This is a genomic window from Gordonia sp. SL306, from assembly GCF_026625785.1.
Lineage (GTDB): Bacteria > Actinomycetota > Actinomycetes > Mycobacteriales > Mycobacteriaceae > Gordonia.
Window position 1 is genome coordinate 820,434 of record NZ_CP113063.1, and the last position, 20,291, is coordinate 840,724.

General features: G+C 66.6%; 24 protein-coding genes. 12 read left to right on the forward strand and 12 right to left on the reverse strand.

Annotated elements, in window-relative coordinates:
• Positions 1-4 precede the first annotated feature (4 nt).
• Positions 5-634 (reverse strand): DedA family protein, encoded by a 630-nt coding sequence (locus tag OVA31_RS03945; protein WP_267629804.1) that lies wholly within the window; start codon positions 632-634, stop codon positions 5-7.
• A 299-nt stretch (positions 635-933) separates the two neighbouring features.
• Here OVA31_RS03945 and OVA31_RS03950 point away from each other — a divergent pair, with 299 nt between their 5' ends.
• Together OVA31_RS03950 and OVA31_RS03955 are read left to right on the forward strand one after the other, a co-directional pair.
• Positions 934-1,947: an alpha/beta fold hydrolase gene (locus OVA31_RS03950; RefSeq protein WP_267631397.1), complete on the forward strand. Its 1,014-nt coding sequence runs from the start codon at positions 934-936 to the stop codon at positions 1,945-1,947.
• A gap of 54 nt (positions 1,948-2,001) precedes the next feature.
• Complete coding sequence (locus OVA31_RS03955; RefSeq protein WP_267629805.1) at positions 2,002-2,499, forward strand: TM2 domain-containing protein; 498 nt, start codon at positions 2,002-2,004, stop codon at positions 2,497-2,499.
• Here OVA31_RS03955 and OVA31_RS03960 read toward each other — a convergent pair.
• Positions 2,488-4,503, reverse strand: a complete 2,016-nt coding sequence (locus tag OVA31_RS03960) for a sugar phosphate isomerase/epimerase and 4-hydroxyphenylpyruvate domain-containing protein (RefSeq protein WP_267629806.1) — start codon at positions 4,501-4,503, stop codon at positions 2,488-2,490. The two genes, OVA31_RS03955 and OVA31_RS03960, sit on opposite strands and share 12 nt — an antisense overlap.
• 225 nt (positions 4,504-4,728) lie before the next feature.
• Between OVA31_RS03960 and OVA31_RS03965 the strand changes: the two genes are divergently transcribed.
• From OVA31_RS03965 to OVA31_RS03975, 3 genes are all read left to right on the forward strand, one after another.
• Positions 4,729-6,090, forward strand: coding sequence for an MFS transporter (locus OVA31_RS03965; RefSeq protein ID WP_267629807.1), 1,362 nt, complete (start codon positions 4,729-4,731; stop codon positions 6,088-6,090).
• 116 nt (positions 6,091-6,206) lie between these two features.
• Complete coding sequence (locus OVA31_RS03970; protein ID WP_267629808.1) at positions 6,207-7,145, forward strand: shikimate dehydrogenase; 939 nt, start codon at positions 6,207-6,209, stop codon at positions 7,143-7,145.
• 43 nt (positions 7,146-7,188) lie between these two features.
• Positions 7,189-7,878, forward strand: a complete 690-nt coding sequence (locus OVA31_RS03975; protein ID WP_267629809.1) for a TetR/AcrR family transcriptional regulator — start codon at positions 7,189-7,191, stop codon at positions 7,876-7,878.
• A 145-nt stretch (positions 7,879-8,023) separates the two neighbouring features.
• Here OVA31_RS03975 and truA read toward each other — a convergent pair whose 3' ends face one another.
• The 9 genes from truA to OVA31_RS04020 form a co-directional block, all read right to left on the reverse strand.
• Entirely contained in the window at positions 8,024-8,929 is a 906-nt protein-coding gene (gene truA / locus OVA31_RS03980; protein WP_420714136.1) for a tRNA pseudouridine(38-40) synthase TruA, read from the reverse strand.
• Positions 8,930-8,940: 11 nt separating this feature from the next.
• On the reverse strand, positions 8,941-9,555 hold the full coding sequence (rplQ, locus tag OVA31_RS03985; protein ID WP_267629811.1) for a 50S ribosomal protein L17: 615 nt from the start codon (positions 9,553-9,555) through the stop codon (positions 8,941-8,943).
• Positions 9,556-9,615: 60 nt separating this feature from the next.
• Positions 9,616-10,668 carry a DNA-directed RNA polymerase subunit alpha gene (locus OVA31_RS03990; protein ID WP_267629812.1) on the reverse strand — a complete coding sequence of 351 codons (1,053 nt, stop codon included), beginning with the start codon at positions 10,666-10,668 and terminating at the stop codon, positions 9,616-9,618.
• Positions 10,669-10,772: 104 nt separating this feature from the next.
• Positions 10,773-11,378, reverse strand: coding sequence for a 30S ribosomal protein S4 (gene rpsD / locus OVA31_RS03995; protein WP_267629813.1), 606 nt, complete (start codon positions 11,376-11,378; stop codon positions 10,773-10,775).
• Between the two features lie 24 nt (positions 11,379-11,402).
• Entirely contained in the window at positions 11,403-11,810 is a 408-nt protein-coding gene (rpsK, locus tag OVA31_RS04000) for a 30S ribosomal protein S11 (protein WP_161062115.1), read from the reverse strand.
• On the reverse strand, positions 11,810-12,178 hold the full coding sequence (gene rpsM / locus OVA31_RS04005; RefSeq protein ID WP_267629814.1) for a 30S ribosomal protein S13: 369 nt from the start codon (positions 12,176-12,178) through the stop codon (positions 11,810-11,812). The genes rpsK and rpsM overlap by 1 nt, the downstream gene beginning before the upstream one ends.
• Before the next feature lie 193 nt (positions 12,179-12,371).
• Positions 12,372-12,485 carry a 50S ribosomal protein L36 gene (rpmJ, locus tag OVA31_RS04010; RefSeq protein ID WP_005207978.1) on the reverse strand — a complete coding sequence of 38 codons (114 nt, stop codon included), beginning with the start codon at positions 12,483-12,485 and terminating at the stop codon, positions 12,372-12,374.
• Between the two features lie 109 nt (positions 12,486-12,594).
• Positions 12,595-12,816 (reverse strand): translation initiation factor IF-1, encoded by a 222-nt coding sequence (gene infA / locus OVA31_RS04015; RefSeq protein ID WP_005170487.1) that lies wholly within the window; start codon positions 12,814-12,816, stop codon positions 12,595-12,597.
• A 271-nt stretch (positions 12,817-13,087) separates the two neighbouring features.
• Positions 13,088-14,278, reverse strand: a complete 1,191-nt coding sequence (locus tag OVA31_RS04020; protein WP_267629815.1) for an NAD(P)/FAD-dependent oxidoreductase — start codon at positions 14,276-14,278, stop codon at positions 13,088-13,090.
• Positions 14,279-14,349: 71 nt separating this feature from the next.
• On the opposite strand from OVA31_RS04020, the gene OVA31_RS04025 reads away from it, so the two are divergent.
• The 4 genes from OVA31_RS04025 (at position 14,350) to OVA31_RS04040 (ending at position 16,356) form a co-directional block, all read left to right on the forward strand.
• Entirely contained in the window at positions 14,350-14,811 is a 462-nt protein-coding gene (locus tag OVA31_RS04025; RefSeq protein WP_267629816.1) for a MarR family winged helix-turn-helix transcriptional regulator, read from the forward strand.
• A gap of 5 nt (positions 14,812-14,816) precedes the next feature.
• The gene (locus tag OVA31_RS04030; protein ID WP_267629817.1) at positions 14,817-15,164 is read left to right on the forward strand and encodes an iron chaperone; all 348 of its coding nucleotides are present in this window, start codon (positions 14,817-14,819) and stop codon (positions 15,162-15,164) included.
• 77 nt (positions 15,165-15,241) lie between these two features.
• Positions 15,242-15,628 carry a phage holin family protein gene (locus OVA31_RS04035; RefSeq protein ID WP_164308731.1) on the forward strand — a complete coding sequence of 129 codons (387 nt, stop codon included), beginning with the start codon at positions 15,242-15,244 and terminating at the stop codon, positions 15,626-15,628.
• A complete protein-coding gene (locus OVA31_RS04040) occupies positions 15,625-16,356 on the forward strand; it encodes an SIMPL domain-containing protein (RefSeq protein WP_267629818.1) in 732 nt (243 codons plus the stop codon). The genes OVA31_RS04035 and OVA31_RS04040 overlap by 4 nt, the downstream gene beginning before the upstream one ends.
• A 196-nt stretch (positions 16,357-16,552) precedes the next feature.
• Here OVA31_RS04040 and OVA31_RS04045 read toward each other — a convergent pair whose 3' ends face one another.
• Positions 16,553-17,395, reverse strand: coding sequence for an LLM class F420-dependent oxidoreductase (locus tag OVA31_RS04045; protein WP_267629819.1), 843 nt, complete (start codon positions 17,393-17,395; stop codon positions 16,553-16,555).
• A gap of 206 nt (positions 17,396-17,601) precedes the next feature.
• Between OVA31_RS04045 and OVA31_RS04050 the strand changes: the two genes are divergently transcribed.
• The 3 genes from OVA31_RS04050 to OVA31_RS04060 are packed head-to-tail and all read left to right on the forward strand — an operon-like array spanning position 17,602 to position 20,290.
• A complete protein-coding gene (locus tag OVA31_RS04050) occupies positions 17,602-18,648 on the forward strand; it encodes an ABC transporter substrate-binding protein (RefSeq protein WP_267629820.1) in 1,047 nt (348 codons plus the stop codon).
• Positions 18,645-19,517: an ABC transporter permease gene (locus OVA31_RS04055; protein ID WP_267629821.1), complete on the forward strand. Its 873-nt coding sequence runs from the start codon at positions 18,645-18,647 to the stop codon at positions 19,515-19,517. Before OVA31_RS04050 ends, OVA31_RS04055 begins: the two co-directional genes overlap by 4 nt.
• Entirely contained in the window at positions 19,493-20,290 is a 798-nt protein-coding gene (locus OVA31_RS04060) for an ABC transporter ATP-binding protein (RefSeq protein WP_267629822.1), read from the forward strand. Before OVA31_RS04055 ends, OVA31_RS04060 begins: the two co-directional genes overlap by 25 nt.
• Position 20,291: the final 1 nt, after the last annotated feature.

Here is a 20,291-nt window from a genome sequence, read left to right on the forward strand (position 1 = left end):
AGCCTCAGGTCGGCGGGTCCTCACCGACCGCACCTCGGGACCGATGCCAGCGGCGACCGAGGTGGATCGCGGTGGGGATCACCACGGTCAGCACCGAGGCGATGATGAACAGCTCGATGTTGTCCCGGATGATCGCCACCTGTCCGAGGAAGTAGCCGAGGAGGATGATCCCGGCCGCCCACACGACGCTGCCGAGGACGCTGAAAACGGTGAAGATCCGATAGGGCATCCCGGTGAAGCCCGCGACCACCGGCGTGAGGGTGCGGATGATCCCGACGAAGCGCGCGAAGAACACCGTCAGAGCTCCGAACCGGTCGAAGTAGCGATGGGTTCGCTCCAGCGGCTCCGGACCGATCCAGCGCATCAGGCGGCCCTCGACGACACCCGAGCCGAGACGCCGACCGATCAGGTAACCGAGTTGGTCGCCGAGGATCGCCGCCAGCGGCACGGCGACGCACAGCAACCACAGCGGCGCGAACGGATCGGGTTGCGCCGCAAACACCCCCGCCGTGAACAGCACCGAGTCGCCCGGAAACACGAATCCGATCAGCAGGCCGGTCTCGACGAAGATCAGGATGCACAGACCGATCAGTCCGCCGGTCGCGAGGAAGGTGTCGATGTCGAACGGGTTCATCGCCTTCAGCCTACGGAGAACCGCCGCCCCGCCGCGCGATCCGGGCCGTCGGATCCGGTGTTCGACGGCCCGAGGTTAACTCGATGCAACATCCCGCGCAGATTGTGCCAACGTGGGGTTTACTCATGGGTAACGACGCCCGGCGGTCGTTGTCGATTCACTCCCACCGCCGGACGGAACAAGCGATCACACCGATGTGAAGACGAGGAGGCCCCGTGTCCGGTTCCACGCACCAGCCCGCCACGGGCTCGCGGACCCGCACCCGCACCAACACCGGAAAAGGGCCCGCGCTCCGGCCGGTGAGTGACACCCAGATCCGCGTCGAGTACCACACGATTCACGGATATCGCCGCGCCTACCGCATCGCAGGCAGTGGACCGGCGCTGTTGCTGATCCACGGCATCGGCGACAACTCGTCGACCTGGGACGACGTGATACCGACCCTGGCGCAGCACTACACGGTGATCGCGCCCGACCTCCTCGGACACGGCAAGTCGGAGAAGCCGCGCGCCGACTACTCGGTGCCTGCCTTCGCCAACGGGATGCGCGACCTGCTCGTGGTCCTCGGCCACCCCAAGGTCACCGTCGTGGGCCACTCCCTCGGCGGCGGCGTGGCCATGCAGTTCTGCTACCAGTTCCCGCGTTTCGTCGAGCGACTGGTGCTGGTGGCCGCCGGCGGCGTGACGCGTGACGTCAATCCCGCGCTACGCCTCGTCTCGATGCCCGTGGCACACGAGATCCTCACCGTGCTCCGGGTACCCGGCGTGCTCCCCACGCTACGCACGGCGGCACGGACCCTCGCTGCCGCGCCCGCGGTGCCGGGCGTCCCGTCGATGTCGTTGCGGCGGCTCCTCAACGACCATGAGGATCTGGTGCGGGTACTGGGCGACCTCGCCGATCCGACGGCGTCGGCGGCGTTCCTCCGTACCCTGCGCGCAGTGGTGGACTGGCGTGGCCAGGTGGTCACGATGATGGACCGGAGCTATCTCACCGAACGTCTTCCGGTGCTGCTCATCTGGGGCGACGAGGACCCGGTCATCCCCTACCACCACGCACAGCTCGCGCACTCGGCTATTCCGCACTCCGAGCTCGAGACCTTTTCCGGCTGCGGGCATTTCCCGTTCCACACCGATCCGGAACGGTTCACCAAGGTCGTCATCGATTTCATCGAGCAGAACGAGGCGGTGGTGTTCGATCCCGCCAACTGGCGTCAACTGCTCTCCGAGGGACAACAACGGGGCGCGTTCGCCGGCGACGACGAGACGGTCGAGGCCGTACTCGAAGCGATCGAGGACGAGCGCAGCGCCACCTGACGACCGGTCACACGAATGATTCACGGGTCGCGGTCCTCATGCGATGATGTGCCGATGACCTACCCGGGACAACCCCCGAACGATCCCCGTCGCGACCAGGACCGCTGGTCGCACGCCGCCTACGGCCGTCCGTATGACCCCTATTCCCAGGGAACCCCGCATCCCGGCGATCCGTACCCGCAGGGGAACCCGTACGCCTCCCTACCGGGCGCGCAACCCTATGGCGCCTACGGCGCCGGGTACCCGGGCATGGATCCATGGGCGCCCTACGGGCGTGATCCCGTCACCGGACTGCCGTTCTCGGACAAGTCCAAGGTGGTCGCGGGACTGTTGCAGATCTTTCTCGGCAGCTTCGGCGTGGGGCGGTTCTATCTCGGCGACAATCAGACCGGTGGAATCCAGCTCGGGCTCACTGTCATCGGTTGGATCACCGCGATCTTCTTCATCGGGTTCCTCGTTCTCCTGGGCGTTGGCATCTGGGCCCTGGTCGACGGGATCATGATGCTCACCGGGAGCGTGCGCGACAAGAACGGTCTGCCGCTACGACCCTGATCCGGACGCCGCCACCGTGGGATCGATGGCTCGGCGGTGCAGCTCGGCGGCGACCCGGGCCGGCGAGTTCACCTCACCGTATCCGCGGTAACCGCTGCGGCGGCAGACGATCTCGAAGAACAGGTCCTCGCCGATCGTCGGCGTGAAGAAATGAAAGAACTCGCCGCCGTCGCCATCGGCGTCGTAGAGGACATCGAAGGTACGCATCTGTTCGATCATCGCGTCGGACAAGTCGAATCGCGCGATCAGATCGTCATAGTAGTTGTCGGGGATGGGTAATGCGCGTAGCCCGCGGGCGCGACATCGTCGCGCAGTGTCGAAGATGTCGTCGCAGGCGAACGCAGCATGCGTGAGACCGCCGGGACGACGCAGGGGGCCGTGGCCATCGAGCTGGGTTGGCACCATCGACGCGACGATGCGGACCGCCGAGCCCGTCGAGGTGGGCAGCGTCAATGCCTGACTCCGCATGGTGCCCACGGCATCCGGGATGTCGAGACCGTCATCCACTCGCATGCCGAACACCGAACGCAGCAGCAGCATCGCCCCTTCCCAGTCGGCGGTGGGGATCCCCAGTCCGACATGGTCGACCCCGGTGAAGAGTTTCGAGGGCGGCTCGGCACGACGCGGCACGAGGTCGAACCGCTCCTGCCATTCCGAGGCGGAGGCGACGGCACGCAAGTCGATGGCCAGGGTCTCCGTCACATCGAGTCGCACCACCTCGTCGCCGGACACCGGGGTCACCGTGCCCGGTGCGGGAACCGGCGCGACGGCGACATCGAAATCGGCGGCACGTTGCTCCCACGCGGCCGGATTGTCACTGCGAAGGCCGATCTGCGCGATCGTCGGCATGTCGGCGGGCACCCCCGGAGCCGTCCACACGGTGCCGGCGGTCGCATCGACGACGACCGCGATGTCGGCGTCACGATACAGCCGTAGTCCGGTGACGCTGTCGACGCCCTGAAGATCGAATCCGATGTGCGACAAGCACTCCGCGATCCGCGACGCCAGCACAGGACCGGCTGCCACCCGAACCGAGACGATGTCGCCGGCTGCGGCGGGGCCGAGCGGCGGCTCGCCGACGACTCCGACGGCTGGTACGGCATCGACACCTGCCCCGGCAATCGGGCCCGCACCTGTCTCGTCAGCGATCTCCGCCAGATACCGCAACGAACGATGGGCGTCGCGCGCGGTTCGGCCGGCATCCGCGTGCCGGAAGAGATCGCTGAACACCTCCAGCGACCACGGCCCGCGATAACCGCTCGACTGCACGGCCCGGATGAAGGCGGCGAGGTCGAAGTTGCCCTGACCGGGCAGGCATCGGTGATGGCGGCTCCACTGCAGAAGGTCCATCCGCATCGCCGGGGCATCCGCGAGCTGTAAGAAGAAGATCGAATCCGCGTCCATCTCCGCGATCCCGGCGGGATCGTCGCCCCGGGACAGGATGTGGAAGCTGTCGAGACAGTTCCCGAGAACCGGGTCGTCCACCGCGGCGACCAACCGTGCGGCGTGGCGGTAGTCGTTCACATGGGTCCCCCAGGCCAGCGCTTCGTACGCCAGCCGCTTGCCCCGACGTCGGGCGACCTCGGCGGCCGTGCCGAGTTGCGCAACGAGTCGGGCGTCGTCGGCGACGGCCCCCGGCAACGGCGAGGAACAGACCAGCAGCAGATCGCATCCCAACTCGTCCATCAGGTCGAACTTTCGCTCGAGCCGGATCAGATTTCGCGCGAATCGTCCGTCGTCGGCGCTGTCGAGGTCGCGGAACGGCTGGTAGAGGTCGATGGAGAGCCCGCGGTCGGCGGCGGCGGAGGCGATCCGGCGCGGCGACAGGGGCGACGCGACGAGGTCGGGCTCGAAGATCTCCACGCCGTCGAACCCGGCGGCCGCCGCGGCGTCGAGCTTCTCGTCGAGGGTGCCCGACAAGCACACCGTGGCAATGGACGTGCGCGGCAGCAGATCCCCCCGATCGGGAACTGCCTGCTGGGTCGGCCTGGTGGCTGTGGTCATCGTCAACCTCCGTGAGTGACGTGGGACACTACGCATCTGAATGTACCAAACAGTTCATTAGACCGTCCATCGGCAATCATCTTCCTCAGATGATCTAGCGTCTTCACCTGTGCAAATGGAGTTTTTATGAACTATCTGGTTAGTTGTCTTGACGTCGTCGAACTAGCTTTGTAGTCTCAGTCACACGCCGCCTGCGTGGTGGCGCCCACCACACCTGGAGGACCGATGACCACCACCCATCACGACCTGCCGGCGCCCGCGCCGCGTAAGGCCGCGCTGGCCAGCTTCATGGGCAGCCTGGTCGAGTACTACGACTTCTTCATCTTCGGCACCGCATCAGCATTGGTGTTCAACAAGATCTTCTTCCCCGAGTTCAGCTCCGGCGCAGGAACCCTCGCAGCCTTCGCCACCTTCGGTGTCGCCTACGTCGCCCGTCCTGTCGGCGCGGTGATCCTCGGCCACTTCGGTGACCGGATCGGCCGGCAGCGGGTCTTGGTGTTCACCCTTCTGCTGATGGGCTCGGCCACATTCCTGATCGGCTGCCTTCCCGACTACGACACCATCGGCATGGCCGCCCCGATCGCCCTCGTCACCCTCCGCCTCCTTCAGGGCCTATCGGCCGCAGGCGAGCAGTCCGGCGCGAGTTCGCTGACCGTGGAGCACTCCGACTCGGGCAAGCGCGCGTTCTACGCGAGCTGGACGCTGAACGGCACGCAGGCCGGGCTCCTGGTCGGCACCCTCGCATTCATCCCGGTGGCCGCCCTGCCCGAAGACGCCCTCCTGAGCTGGGGCTGGCGCATTCCCTTCCTGTTCAGCGCAGTCGTGATGATCGTCGCCTACCTGATCCGTCGCACGATGCCCGAGACCCCCGTGTTCGAGGCCCTCGAGGATGCCGACGGCGTCTCCCAGATCCCGCTGTTCAACCTGCTGCACAACCACTGGCGTCCACTGCTCCGCGTCATCGCCTGTGCGCTGATCTCGACCATGAGCACACTGTTCTCGACGTTCGCCCTCAAGTACGCCACCGACGACTTCGAGGTCTCCAAGAGCTCGATGCTGATCGTCAGCGTCGTCGCGAACCTGACGATGCTGTTCACGCAGCCCCTGTGGGGGCTGGCCTCCGACCGCATCGGCCGCAAGCCGATCTTCATCGGCGGCTCGGTCGGCTGCGCGCTCCTGGCCTTCCCGTATCTGTTCCTGCTCACCACCGGTTCGTTCTGGGTGATCCTGTTTTCCACCCTCGTCATCCAGTCCCTGGTCTACGCCGCCGCCAACGCGATCTGGCCGTCCTTCTACGCGGAGATGTTCCCCGCACAGGTCCGCTACTCCGGCGTCGCGATCGGCACTCAGATCGGGTTCATGAGCAGCGGCTTCCTCCCGTTGATCGCCGCCGCCATCCTCGGCGACGGACGTATGGGCTGGGTACCGGTCGCGATCGTCGTGGCCGCCTGCGCCCTGATCGCCGCTGCGGCGGCATCGACGGCGGTGGAGACGCACAAGACCGACACGATGAAGCTCGGCGAGAAGGTCTCCCGTCCGGGGGCATCGACCGACGAGCGCCGCGTCCTCAACGGCGCCTCGGCCTGAGCAGCCACCCGGAACGAGTGGCCCCGAACGTCGCGACACCACCCACCCGCCGATCGAGTAGCCCGGAGCGTAGCGAGGGGCGTATCGAGATCCCCACCCGACCACGAGAGAGACCCATGTTCCAGTCTGAATTCGACACCGCCGCAAGGCGAATCAATGATGGGGCGATGGTCTGCGCTCTGGTCGGGCAGGGGATCTCGCGGTCACTGACCCCGCCGATGCACGAACGTGAGGCGGCCATGGCCGGCCTGGATTACACCTATCTCGTGCTCGACGTCCCGACCTCGGAGTCGGCGACGACGGACCTCGGTCGGCTGCTGGACCGGGCCCAGGAGGTGGGACTGCGGGGACTCAACGTCACCCACCCGTTCAAGCAGCGTGTCCTTGCACATCTCGATGCGCTGTCCCCGGGCGCCGAGCGACTGGGTGCGGTGAACACGGTGGTGTTCGACGACGGCCGACGCATTGGGCACAACACGGATTGGTCGGGATTCGCGCGGAACTTCGACCTCGGCTTCGGCGACGACAGCGAGGCCCCGGTGCCGCGATCGACCGTCGTGCAACTCGGTGCAGGCGGCGCCGGTGCGGCGGTGGCCTACGCGATGCTGACGCGTTCGGTGCGGCGATTCCACCTCGTCGACGCCGATCCGCAGCGCGCGCGGTCCCTCGCCGCCTCGCTGCAGCCATTGTTCCCGGCCACCGACCTCACCGCGGGCGGCACCGAGGACGCCGAGGTCTGGATCGCCGCGGCCGATGGGCTGGTGCATGCCACACCGATCGGCATGGCGGATCACCCCGGCACAGCGGTTCCCGCCGGGCTGCTCCGTCCCGACCTCTGGGTCGCCGAAGTGGTGTACCGCCCGGTGGTCACCGAGCTGATCGCGAACGCTCGGGCCGCCGGTGCCCGCACGCTGACAGGCGACGGCATGGCCGTCCATCAGGCGGTCGATGCCCTGCGTCTGTTCACCGGACTCGAGCCCGACGCAGGCCGGATGACCCGGCACATCGGCGATCTCATCGCCGCGGAGAGCGCCGCGGTCCTGCGGAGTGCGTGATCACAGACGTCGCGAGCAATGAACGAACGATAGAGTTCATGAGGTGACCACCGAGACCGTACGCCGCCGCGACAGCGAACGCACGAGGGCGAACATCGTCGCCGTGGCCACCAAGGAGTTCGCCAACAAGGGTTACGCGGGTGCACGTGTGGACGAGATCGCCGCCAAGACCCACACCACCAAGCGGATGATCTACTACTACTACGGCGACAAGGATGGCCTCTATGAGGCCGTCCTCGAGACGTCGTACGGGAAGATCCGTCGACTCGAACAACGCGTCACGCACATCGAGGACGATCCGGTCACCGCCATCCGGCAGCTCGCGGAGATCACCTTCGACCACCACGACCGCAATCCGGACTTCATCCGCATCGTCGCCGGCGAGAACATCCTCAAGGGTGCGCACATCAAGAACTCCGCGGCGGTGCAGGAACTCGGCAGTCCCGCCGTCGACATCCTCGGACGCATCCTCGAGGTCGGCCGGGATCGTGGGATCTTCCGGACCGACGTCGACGCACTCGACGTGCACCTCGCGATCAGCAGCTTCTGCTTCTTCCGGGTTGCCAACCGCTACACCTTCAAGACGCTCTTCGACCGCGACCTCACCGCCCCCGACCAACGTACGACTCAGCGAAAGATGCTGGGCGACATGATCGTCGCTTATCTCACGGATACCGGGATCATCGTCGACGCCGTCATCGAGGCCACCCCTCCCCCGTCGACAGCAACCTGAAACCCGCCGACGGCAACCTGTATCGCGTCGAGAGCAACGCAAGCCCGGCAACCGCGGCCCGACATCGGGTTCTCTCGGCGAGATTCCGGTTGCTGTCGGCGACATTCCGGTTGCTGTCGGCGAGATGGGCGGGATGGGCGGGAGGTCAGCCCCCGCAGCACCCTCCCGACGCCGAGTCCCGGACATCACGGGTGATCACATTGCGGGCGGCGAGCTCGTCGTCGCCCGGGTAGTCGACGCCGACCAGGCACAGGCCACGCGCGTCGGCCACCGGTATCCGGCTGTTGCGCGACGTCTCCGAGAGGAGTCCGCGGCACCACTCCAGGTCGCGCCGACCGTCGCCGACGCTCGCAACAGCCCCGACCAGTGAGCGGACCATGGACCAGCAGAAGGCGTCGGCGCTGACCCGGCCCACGAGCACACCGTCGGCGTCGGCCGCCCAGTCGAAGCGCTGGAGATCGCGGATTGTCGTCGCGCCCTCCCGACGACGACAGAACGCCGCGAAGTCGTTGAGTCCCAGCAACGAGCGCGACGCGACGTTCATCGCGTCGATGTCGAGCGACCGGGACCAGGCCGCGGTGGTCCGCGCCGCGACCGGTTCCGCACCCCACCGCGCATCGGTGAGCCGGTAGACGTAGTGCCGGCGCAAGGCCGAGAACCGCGCATCGAAGTCTTTGCTGACCGGTCCGATCGCGCGCACGCGGACGTCGTCGGGCAGCATCTTCGCCAGCCGGCCGACCAGGCGCGACGGGTCACCACCGATCGACCTGGTCTCCAGCGCGGACTGCGGGATGTCGGCGTGTGCGACCTGTCCAGTGGCGTGTACCCCCGCGTCGGTGCGCCCGGCGACGGTCAGCCGTACCGGCACCCGCAGGACGGTGGCCAGGGTGTCCTCGAGCAGTCCGCAGACGGTGCGCTGGCCGATCTGCCGTGCCCACCCGGCGAAGTCGGTGCCGTCGTAGGAGACGTCGAGACGCAGTCGCACGGACAGGCTCGGCACAGGACGAGAGAACCCGCCGTCACCAGATGCGGTGACGGCGGGTTCTGACAACTGCTCTGGACTCAGTCGTCCGACTTCTTCTCGTCGGCTGCGGCGTCATCTGCCGTGGCCGCACTCGACTGGTCGTCGACGGCCTCGGCGACAGCGTCGGCGTTCTCGACCTCGGCGTCGGTGGCGTCGGCCTCGACGGCCTCCACCACGTTGTCGGCGTCGGCTGCGTCATTCTCGGCGACGACCTCTTCGGTCGCCTCGAGCTTGTCCTCGGCCGCCTTCTTGGAGGCCGCGACGCGGGTCGCACGGCTGGCCTCGCTGCTCGCGGTGGACTCGCGCACCAGCTCGATCACGGCCATGGGGGCGTTGTCGCCCTTGCGCGGCAGCGTCTTGATGATGCGGGTGTAACCACCGGGACGGTCCGCGAAGAACGGGCCGATCTCGGCGAACAGGGTGTGCACGACATCCTTGTCCCGGATGTCCTTCATGACCTCGCGACGGTGGGCAAGCGACCCGGCCTTCGCGTGGGTGATCAGCTTCTCGGCGTAGGGGCGCAGCCGCTTCGCCTTCGCTTCGGTGGTGGTGATGCGGCCGTGCTCGAAGAGCGAGGTGGCGAGGTTCGCCAGCATCGCTTTCTGGTGGCTGGCCGACCCGCCGAGGCGGGCACCCTTGGTGGGCTTGGGCATTGTCTTCTCCTAGAAGAAACTCACGATCTCACGACCGGAAGTCAGGGTTTGGCGACAGCCTTACAGCTGCTCGGTTTCAGCGAAATCCTCACCGGAGTCGGCGTCGAACGACGCGTCATCCGACCACGTTCCGGTAGCCGGGTCGTAACCGGCGACCTGCGACGGGTCGAAGCTGGCCGGGCTGTCCTTGAGGGACAGTCCGAGTGCGTGCAGCTTGACCTTGACCTCATCGATCGACTTCTGGCCGAAGTTGCGGATGTCCAGCAGATCCGACTCGGTCCGCGCCACCAGCTCGCCGACGGTGTGCACACCCTCGCGCTTGAGGCAGTTGTAGGACCGGACGGTCAGCTCGAGATCCTCGATCGGGAGGCTGAACGACGCGATGTGGTCGGCCTCGGCCGGCGATGGTCCGATCTCGATGCCCTCGGCCTCGACGTTGAGCTCCCGGGCGAGCCCGAACAGCTCCACCAGGGTCTTGCCCGCCGAAGCGAGCGCGTCCCGAGCGGTGATCGAGTTCTTGGTCTCCACATCGAGCACGAGCCGATCGAAGTCGGTGCGCTGCTCGACACGGGTGGCCTCGACCTTGTAGGTCACCTTGAGCACCGGCGAGTAGATGGAGTCGACCGGGATCCGGCCGATCTCCGCACCCGATGCCTTGTTCTGCACGGCCGGGACGTATCCGCGGCCCCGCTCGACGACGAGCTCGATCTCGAGCTTGCCCTTGTCGTTCAGGGTGGCGATGTGCAGATCGGGATTGTGCACGGTGACACCGGCAGGCGGCACGATGTCGGCGCCGGTGACGGTTCCCGGACCCTGCTTACGGACGTACATGGTGACCGGCTCGTCCTCTTCGGAGCTGACCACGAGGCCCTTGAGGTTCAGGATGACGTCGGTGACGTCTTCCTTCACCCCGGGGACGGTGGTGAACTCGTGCAGGACACCGTCGATACGGATGCTGGTGATCGCAGCGCCCGGGATCGACGAGAGCAGGGTACGACGCAGCGAGTTTCCGAGGGTGTAGCCGAATCCCGGCTCGAGGGGCTCGATGACGAACTTCGAGCGGTCCTCGGCGATGATCTCCTCGGTCAGAGTGGGTCGCTGTGAGATGAGCATTTCGTTGATTCTCCTTGTGGCCGACCGCTATTTGACGGCCTAGAAGGTGGACCGAACAGCTGTTGCTGTCTGGCGTGTCTGTCGTTGTGTAGTCGCGGTGACGATTACTTCGAGTAGAACTCGACGATGAGCTGTTCCGTGAGCGGCACGTCGATCTGGGCGCGCTCGGGCACCTGGTGCACGAGGATGCGCAGCGTCGACGGGACCACCTGCAGCCAACCCGGGACCGTACGGTCGCCCTGGATCTCCTTGGCGATCTGGAACGGCACGGTCTGCAGCGACTTCGGACGGACGTCGATGATGTCGTACTGGCTTACCCGGTAGCTGGGCACGTCGACATTCACACCGTTGACGGTGAGATGTCCGTGGGTGACCATCTGACGGGCCTGACGACGGGTACGGGCCAGGCCGGCCCGGTAGACGACGTTGTCGAGGCGGGTCTCGAGGATCTTCAGCAGCTCGTCGCCGGTCTTGCCGTTGCGACGGTTGGCCTCTTCGTAGTAGCGACGGAACTGCTTCTCCATCACTCCGTAGGTGAAGCGGGCCTTCTGCTTCTCCTGCAGCTGCTGCAGGTATTCGCTCTCCTTGATCCGCGAGCGGCCGTGCTGGCCGGGCGGGTAGGGGCGACGCTCGAACGCCTGATCGCCGCCGATCAGATCGACGCGAAGACGACGGGACTTCTTTGTTGCGGGGCCGGTATAACGAGCCATGGTTTTCTAGTCCTCCCTTTCCCGCTAGACCCGGCGCCGCTTGGGCGGACGGCAGCCGTTGTGCGGCTGCGGGGTGACATCGGAGATGGTGCCGACCTCGAGGCCGGCGGCCTGCAGCGACCGGATGGCGGTCTCGCGACCCGAGCCCGGTCCCTTGACGAACACGTCGACCTTCTTGACGCCGTGTTCCTGGGCCTTGCGCGCAGCGTTCTCCGCAGCGAGCTGTGCCGCGAACGGGGTGCTCTTGCGCGAGCCCTTGAAACCGACGTGTCCCGAGGACGCCCAGCTGATGACGTTTCCGCTGGGGTCGCTGATCGACACGATGGTGTTGTTGAACGTCGACTTGATGTGTGCGCTGCCGTGCGGGACGTTCTTCTTATCGCGACGGCGGGTGCCCTTCTTGGGGCCTGCGCTACGTGACTTAGGAGGCATTACTTCTTCTTCCCGGCGATGGTCTTCTTCGGGCCCTTGCGAGTGCGGGCATTCGTCTTGGTGCGCTGGCCATGGACGGGCAGGCCACGACGGTGGCGCAGACCCTGGTAGCAGCCGATCTCGATCTTGCGACGGATATCGGCCTGCACCTCGCGACGCAGGTCACCCTCGACCTTCACCGAGGCCTCGATGTACTCACGCAGCTTCGCGACGTCTGCGTCGGTGAGATCCTTTGCACGAAGGTCGGGGCTGAGCCCGGTGCCCTCGAGGATCTCCTGGGAGGTGGTACGCCCAACTCCGTAGATGTAGGTCAGTGCGATCTCCAGCCGCTTCTCGCGGGGGAGATCCACACCAGCAACACGTGCCATGTGGCGGATTTCCTTTTCTTGTCAGAGGTCTGCTCCCAGTCCGTCCCGAATCTGTTGCCGGACCGTTGTGTCCGGCCATTCGGGCTCCGGCCTCTGAACCGGAGGTGGGCGTCGACCCGTTTGTCGACACTGGTGTTGGGAGTGCTTCGTCGATATTCAGTTGTCCTTCAAGCGACCCGGAGGGTTGCCGTGATCAGCCCTGACGCTGCTTGTGACGCAGGTTCTCGCAGATCACCATGACCCGACCGTTACGACGGATCACCTTGCACTTCTCGCAGATCGGCTTGACGCTCGGCTGAACCTTCACGTCCGCTTCTCCTTGAATGGTCGGGTACGGCAGTGCCGCGCCCGTCGGTGTTTTCCTTCAGCGGCGACTGCGCCGCCGCTGTGGTTCTTACCCGTGTTCCGGGGAAGTCTTACTTGTACCGATAAACGATGCGCCCACGACCGAGGTCGTACGGCGAGAGTTCCACGACGACCCGGTCCTCGGGCAGGATGCGGATGTAGTGCTGCCGCATCTTGCCGCTGATGTGGGCGAGAACCTTGTGACCGTTCTCCAGCTCAATACGAAACATCGCATTGGGCAGGGGTTCGATGACTCGTCCCTCGACCTCGATGGCCCCGTCTTTTTTCGCCATGTCCTCCGCGATCCTGGCTGCTCACCCGGGGCTTCCTCGATCAGACCCGTAGGTCGGAAGCCCGGTTGAAACCGTGTTTATCCGTTAGTGTGATGACACCGAATCGGGTGACCGGTCTCATCGGCGGTGAAGCGCGTCGGACCCTCGACGTCACTCGGCGAACTGCCGGATGACACGCAAGGACCGGCGTGCGATGCACACCGACGTTCTATGTTACGCGAACTGGCGGAACAGTCCAAACCGCCAGCAGCGGCGAGACCACCGACAGCGGTCAGGGCCACACCCGGCCGGCCGGATCCAGCCGCACCCGATGGTCGAAGATCCACGCTTGCGAACGTTCGGTCACCAGGTAGCGGAAGACCAGTGTCATCACGGCGTCGTTGAGCATCCGGGTCAGTCCCGTCGGCGTCTTGGTGCTACTCGACCGGGCACCGAGCGCCACGATCCTCTCCACCCGCGCCCGGCGGGCACTCTCGAACACCACGAAGCCTGCCTCGACATCGCGCGATCCGGCCAGCGAGGCGGCCATCACCACCGCGTCTTCGAGTGCCATCGACGCACCCTGCCCGGAACTGGGCGCCGGCGCGTGGATGGCATCGCCCACCAGCCCGACGCGCCCGCGGTGCCACACCGGCACGGACGGCAGGTCGTAAGTGTTGTCGGCGGCGAGTTCGAGTTGGCCATCGCGGATGAGCCCGGCGAACGGACCGTCGTCCGCCTCGGCCAGCTCGACCAGGATCTCGCGCCACCGCTCGTCGGAGGTGGCGGCCCGTTCCGTCTGCGAGATCGCGCCGCGCGGAACGTTGGCGAACCACACGACGTCGCCGTCGGGGGTCGGCAGGGCACCGAAGAATGCCCGCCGCCCGAACACGAAGTACCAGGATTCGACCGGCAGCGAGTGCGCGGCGTCCGGCCCGCGGGTGACACCGCCGAAATTGGCGAGCCCCACGTACCGACCGCGCGGGGCGCCCGGGTCGATCGCCGCGCGGACGACCGAATGGATTCCGTCGGCCCCGATCACGAGATCGCCGGCCAGCCGCCGTCCGTCGGCGAGGGTGACCGACGCGTTCTCGTCGGCCGCGACGACCCGAGCGTCGTCGTGGACCTCGATGCCGCGGTCGCGCGCCCCTTCGCGGAGCGCCGCGGCGAGTTCGGATCGTTTGAAGGAGAGGGCGGGCGTGCCGTCCGCCAACGGGGATCCCAGCGGGAGCACGCCGAGCCGCCTGCCCGTCGCACCGGCCATCACGTTGTGGCGGGTGGGTACGCCGAGCTCGCGAACCGGACCGAGCGCCCCGATCGCGTCGAGCGCCGCCAGTCCGTTCGGCGAGATCGTGAACCACGACCCGGCGCCGTCCCCTCCTGCCGGGCGCGCCTCGAGGATCACCGCATCCACACCGATCGCCTGCAACGCCATCGCCGTGGCCGGACCGGCGATTCCACCACCCACCACCAGTGCCCGCATGACATGATCCTTTCGTACGAAACTCGTACGATTCGAAGTTCGAATCTTTCGTATTTCGAAAGGGAAGCACGATGTCACGGTCTCGTCAAGCGGCGCTCGACGATGTCGGGCGGGCGCTGCAGGGCTATCAGCGGACCGTCCAGGCGTTCGACGACGTGGTGGCCCGCCGGCTCGGTGTCGGACCGGCCGACCTGCGGTGTCTCGATTGGCTGAGCGAGAGCGCGCGCTCCGCGGGCGAGCTGGCCGTCGCGACAGGTCTGCGTCCTGCCGCGACGACGGCGTTGATCGATCGGCTCACGGAGAAGGGATTCGTCCGCCGTAACGCGTCGCCTGCCGACCGGCGGCGAGTCCTCGTCGAACTCACCGACGATGGTCGTGAGCGCGTCTGGGCGGCCTACGGTCCCATGGTCACCGAGGGACAACACCTGTTCGACGGCCACTCAACCGCCGAATTGGATGCGTTGCGGGACCTTCTCGAGTCGATGTCGGAACTCACCGAACGCCACCGGACCCGCCTCGAAACGGAAGAATAGGCGGCATGGGCACCGTCGACGACTACCTTGCCGGACTCGACCCCGACGATCGCGACGCCATCGAGCGCGTCTATTCGATCGCCCGTGAGCTGGTCCCCGACACCGAGCAGGGCACCGGCTACGGCATGCCGGCGCTCACGTACCGCGGCAAGCCGCTCCTCTCTGTCATGCGGACGAAGAAGCACATCGGTGTCTATCCGTTCAGCCAGGACGCGGTGGCGGCGGCCGCCCCGAGACTCGACGGCTTCGACCTCGAGAAGGGCACGATCCGTTTCCAGCCCGACACGCCCATGCCCGACGAGGCCGTCCGGGCGATGGTCAGCGCCCGCCGAGATCAGATCACCGCCGGCTGACGATCCTCGGGACCGACGAATCGTCGGACCAGGCGGCCATCACCGATTCAGCATCATCGCCTGGCACACTGTTGGCCATGTCCGCGTTCTTGATTCGTTCCGCATTCACCGGATTCGCCCTGTGGATCGCAACCCTGATCGTCCCGGGTCTCGACTTCGTCGGCGGCTCGACGAACTGGGAGAAGTTCGGGATCGTCGTCGTGGTGGCGCTGATCTTCGGCGTCGTCAACGCGATCATCAAGCCGATCGTCCAGATCCTCTCGATCCCCCTCTACATCCTCACGCTCGGCCTCATCCACGTGGTGATCAACGCGTTCATGCTGGAGATCACCGCGTGGATCACACGCAACACCACCCATTGGGGTCTGGCTGTGGACGACTTCTTCTGGTCGGCGATCTTCGGCGCGATCGTGATCTCGCTTGTCGGCTGGGCCGTCGGCCTCGTTCTGAAGGAGCCGGTGTGAGCACCCGCGGCGCGTCGTTCGCGCGTGTGGTGGCCGTCGCCGCCGTCGTGGTCGCCGTACTCGGCGTATCCGCCTGCGGCAGTGACGACAACGGCGACAAGCCACGCACGGTGACGGTCGTGGGCAGCGGGAAAGTCACCGGCACACCGGACACCCTGCGTGCCGATATCGGCGTCGAGGCGACGGCCGCAGACGTCTCCAGCGCACTGAACGAAGCGAGCGCGAAGGTCAAACAGGTGACCGACGCCGTGGTCGCGGCAGGCGTGGAGCGCAAGGACATCCAGACCCAGCAGGTGAACCTGAGCCCGCAGTACTCCAGCCCGGTGCCCGGCGGCACCAGCGGGATCTCCGGCTATCAGGCCACCAACACGGTCCGCGTCACGATCCGCGACATCGGCAAGGCGTCCGACGTCTTGGCCGCTGCCGCCACCGCGGGCGGCAACAACACCCGGATCAGCAATGTCAGCTTCGCCATCGACGACGACTCGGACCTGATGAAGAAGGCGCGTGAGGCGGCATTCGACGACGCGCGCAGCCGTGCCGATCAATACGCGCAACTGGCCGGCGACTCGCTCGGCAAGGTGCAGACCATCTCCGAATCGACCAGCGGCCAGGACCAGCCGACGCCACTCCAGCGGGACTCGTCGGTGGGTGGCACCCGGGTCCCGGTAGAGCCCGGCGAGCAGACGCTGACATTCAACGTCAACGTCACCTACGCGCTTACCTAGGTTTTCGCGCCCGCTGATCGAGTAGCCCGGAGCGCACGCGGATGGCGTATCGAGAGCACCGTATCCATCTGTCGCGGAGATGGTCTCGATACGCCGACTCGCAAGCTCGCCGGCTACTCGACTTGCGGATGGGGACTTCGCCGGCTACTCGACCTGCGGATGGGGACTTCGCCGGCGGCGGCGGTCCACCGAGGTGTCAGCCGGCGCGCAGGATCGCGGCCAGCGGCGGGACGGGGTCACCGTCGCCGAGCACCTGGACCGCCACATGATCGGCCCCCGACGACAGGTGCGCGTCGACCTGGGCGCGCACCGACGCCGCATCACCATGCGCCACAAGGGTGTCGATGAGCGCATCGCTTCCACCGCCGGAGATGTCGTCGTCGGTCCAGCCGAGCCTCTTCAGGTTCGCCACGTAGTTGCGCAAGTGTAGGTAGGGCTTGTCGACCGGCGGGCGCCCGACCGCACGGGCGGCCTCCGGATCGGTGTCGAGCACCACCTTGTGCTCGGGCGCCAACAACACACCGGGGCCGAGGATCTCGCGTGCCTGTGCAGTGTGGGCAGGCGGCGTCAGATACGGATGCGCACCAAGTGCGCGATCGGCGGAGAGCCTCAACATCTTCGGGCCCAGTGCGGCGAGCAGGCGACGCTCGGCGGGCACGTCCTTGCTGTCGAGCACGTCGAGGTAGTCGACGACCGCTTCGTACGGTTTCTTGTACTCTGCGGTCGCCTCGGGGTGGCCCGCGCCGATGCCGAGGTAGAAACGGCCCGGGAAGTCGGACTCGAGCTCGAGGTACTCGTCGGCGATCGTCGCGGCGTCGGTGTTCCAGATGTTCACGATGCCGGTGGCAACGGTGATGTCCTCCGTGGCCTCGAGCACCTTGCGGATCGGCCGGAGATTCTCGGGCGATCCACCGAGCCAGATCGTGCCGTATCCGAGTTCCTCGATGGCCCGTGCCTGGTCTGGTGTGTACTTCCCCCACCCGCTCCAGGCCCCGTGGGTGCCGAATCGTGCGACATGGGCTGCTCTGTCCGAAGTCATGCACCTCGCAACGTCCCCCTCCCGCGCACTATTCCGTCCACCGATCCGACCGGATGAGACAACCGTCCAACAAAAGCCCACCGGGAACTTAACGGTTGGCCGAAACCGGCAACCCGGTCAATGTGATCAGTCGACACACCCACACTCATGATTTCCGAGAAAGCAGCACCGTGAGAATTCGAAGAACTGCGAAAATACTTGCGGCCGTGCTCCTGTCGAGTGCCATCGCGGCGGGCGTGACATCCTGCACACCGCCGGAGACCACCGCGCTCGACACCAGCACGCCACTGCCGACCAACATCCCAGACGGCACGCGGATCGTGGTCGCCGACCAGCAGAATCTCGTCCAGACGCTGCTCCGGGCAAGCGGACTGGACAAGAATCTCCCCTTTTCGATCGAGTATGCGAACTTCACCGGCGGACCAGCCGTGCTCGAGGCGTTTCGGGCGGGGACCGCGGATGTCGCGCCGGTCGGCGACGTCCCGCCCATCCACGCGGCGCTGACGGGTCAGCAGGTTCCGATCATCCTGGCTCGCGAGGTGAAGCCGACCAACGTCGTGCTCGCCACCAAACCGCACGCGGGCATCACGTCCCCATCCGATCTGCGTGGCAAGAAGATCGCCTACGCCGAGGGCACAGCGCAGCAGGTCAACGTCCTGCGGGCGCTGGCGAACGCCGGGCTGACCACCGAAGATGTGACCCTGGTCCGTCTGCAGCTGTCGGAGTTCTCCGAGGCGCTCGGCGCAGGCGAGGTCGACGTCGCACCCCTCAACGAACCCCGGTTGACCCGCTACCTCCGCGACTACGGTTCCGACGGAGCAGGTTTCATCGACCAGCAACGCGCGGGCAAGATCTCCGAAGGGCTCAGTTACGTGTATGCGCGGGCCGAATCGTTGGCCGAGCCCGCGAAGGCCGCCGCGCTGCGGAGCCTCGTCACCACGCTCGTCAAGGCGTTCGCCTGGGTGAACTCTCATCCACAGCAGTGGATCCAGAGTTACTACGTCGACGATCAGAAGGTGTCCGCCGACGACGGCTGGCGCATTCTGCAGAGCACCGGCACCACCGCCATCCCGCCGCTCGACGACACTCTCATCGCGCGCCAACAGGGCACAATCGACGTGATCGACAAGGCGGGTGAACTCCCCGAGCCGGTGTCGGCGGGTGACCTGTTCGACCGTCGATTCGGCGAGGTGATCGACCAGGCGGCACAGTCGGCCGGCATCACCCGACAGCCGGAGGAGGTGTCGCGATGACCACCCTCGTACGCCCGCCGAGCCGCGTCGGGGAGCGCCCGGCATCCACTGTCACCACCGATGGGCTCGAACGCCGAACCGGGACAACGCGTCCCCGCCAACTCGGGCCGGGACGCCCCATCCCCGGCGGCTGGCTCATCGGTCCGACCCTGCTGCTGGCTGTCTGGATCATCGGCTCGGCCACCGGCTTCATCGACCCGCGGACGCTGCCGGCACCACTGACCATCGCCGACACCGCCGGTGAGCTGTGGGCCGACGGCCGTCTTCCGGAGAACATCCTGGCGTCGTTGCGCCTCGCGTCGGTCTCGCTCGTGATCGGAGTGGTGCTCGGCGTCGTGCTGGCGCTGATGTCGGGGCTCAGCCGCGTCGGCGAGGCAGTCATCGACGGCCCCATCCAGATCAAACGCGCGATACCCACACTCGCGATCATCCCGCTCGCGATCCTGTGGTTCGGGATCGGCGACTCCATGAAGATCACCATCATCGCCACCAGTGTGCTGATCCCGGTCTACATCAACACCCACGCACAGTTGCGGGGGGTCGACGTTCGCTACGCCGAACTGGCCCAGACGGTGAAACTCTCTCGGTGGCAGTTCATCCGACGTGTCGCGCTACCCGGTGCCGTACCGGGGTTCTTCACCGGCCTCCGCCTCGCGGTGACGATCTCCTGGCTCGCGCTGGTGGTGGTCGAGCAGGTCAACGCCACCCAGGGGGTCGGCTACCTGATGAACCAGGCGCGGGTCTACGGACAGCTCGACGTCGTCGTGGTCGGCCTGGTCGTCTACGCGGTCTTCGGCCTGATCGGCGACATCGCCGTGCGCACCGTCGAGAGGAGGGCATTGTCATGGCGACGTTCACTGGGCAGCTGAGCGATCGCGCCGGCCGAGACACCGACGCGACTCATCCGGACCTCCAGGACCCGATACCGGGAACCGTTCTCTCCACAAGGGATCTCACGCGTCGCTACGGTGACCGGACCGTTCTCGACAGCATCGACCTCACCATCGCCGCAGGTGAGTTCGTGGCGCTCCTCGGCCGCAGCGGCAGCGGGAAGAGCACGCTGCTGCGGGCGGTCGCGGGACTCGACGCAGGCGTCGACGGTACCGGTGTCCTCGACGTGGCGCGCGAGACATCGGTGGTCTTCCAGGACTCACGCCTGCTGCCCTGGGCACGCGTCCTGCCCAATGTGACCCTCGGACTCACCGGCCACGACGCCCGGCGGGCGGGCCTCGACGCGCTCACCGATGTCGGTCTCGCGGACCGCGAACGGGCCTGGCCCAACGAATTGTCCGGCGGCGAGCAACAACGGGCCGCCCTCGCACGTTCTCTCGTCCGCCGTCCCGCCCTGTTGCTGGCCGACGAACCCTTCGGCGCACTCGACGCCCTGACCCGTCTCCGGATGCACGAGTTGCTGCGACAGCTCTGCACGAAGTACCGCCCTGGCGTGCTCCTGGTGACCCACGACGTCGACGAGGCCGTCGCACTCGCCGATCGTGTTCTGGTCCTCGACGACGGCCGTTTCGTCGCCGACCGCAGTCTCGCCGCCTTGGGTTCGCAGCGCTCTCTGCGAGATCCCGAGTTCATCGCTCACCGGGAGGCTCTCCTCGCCGCCCTCGGTGTCGAAACCACCTCGAACGGATAGG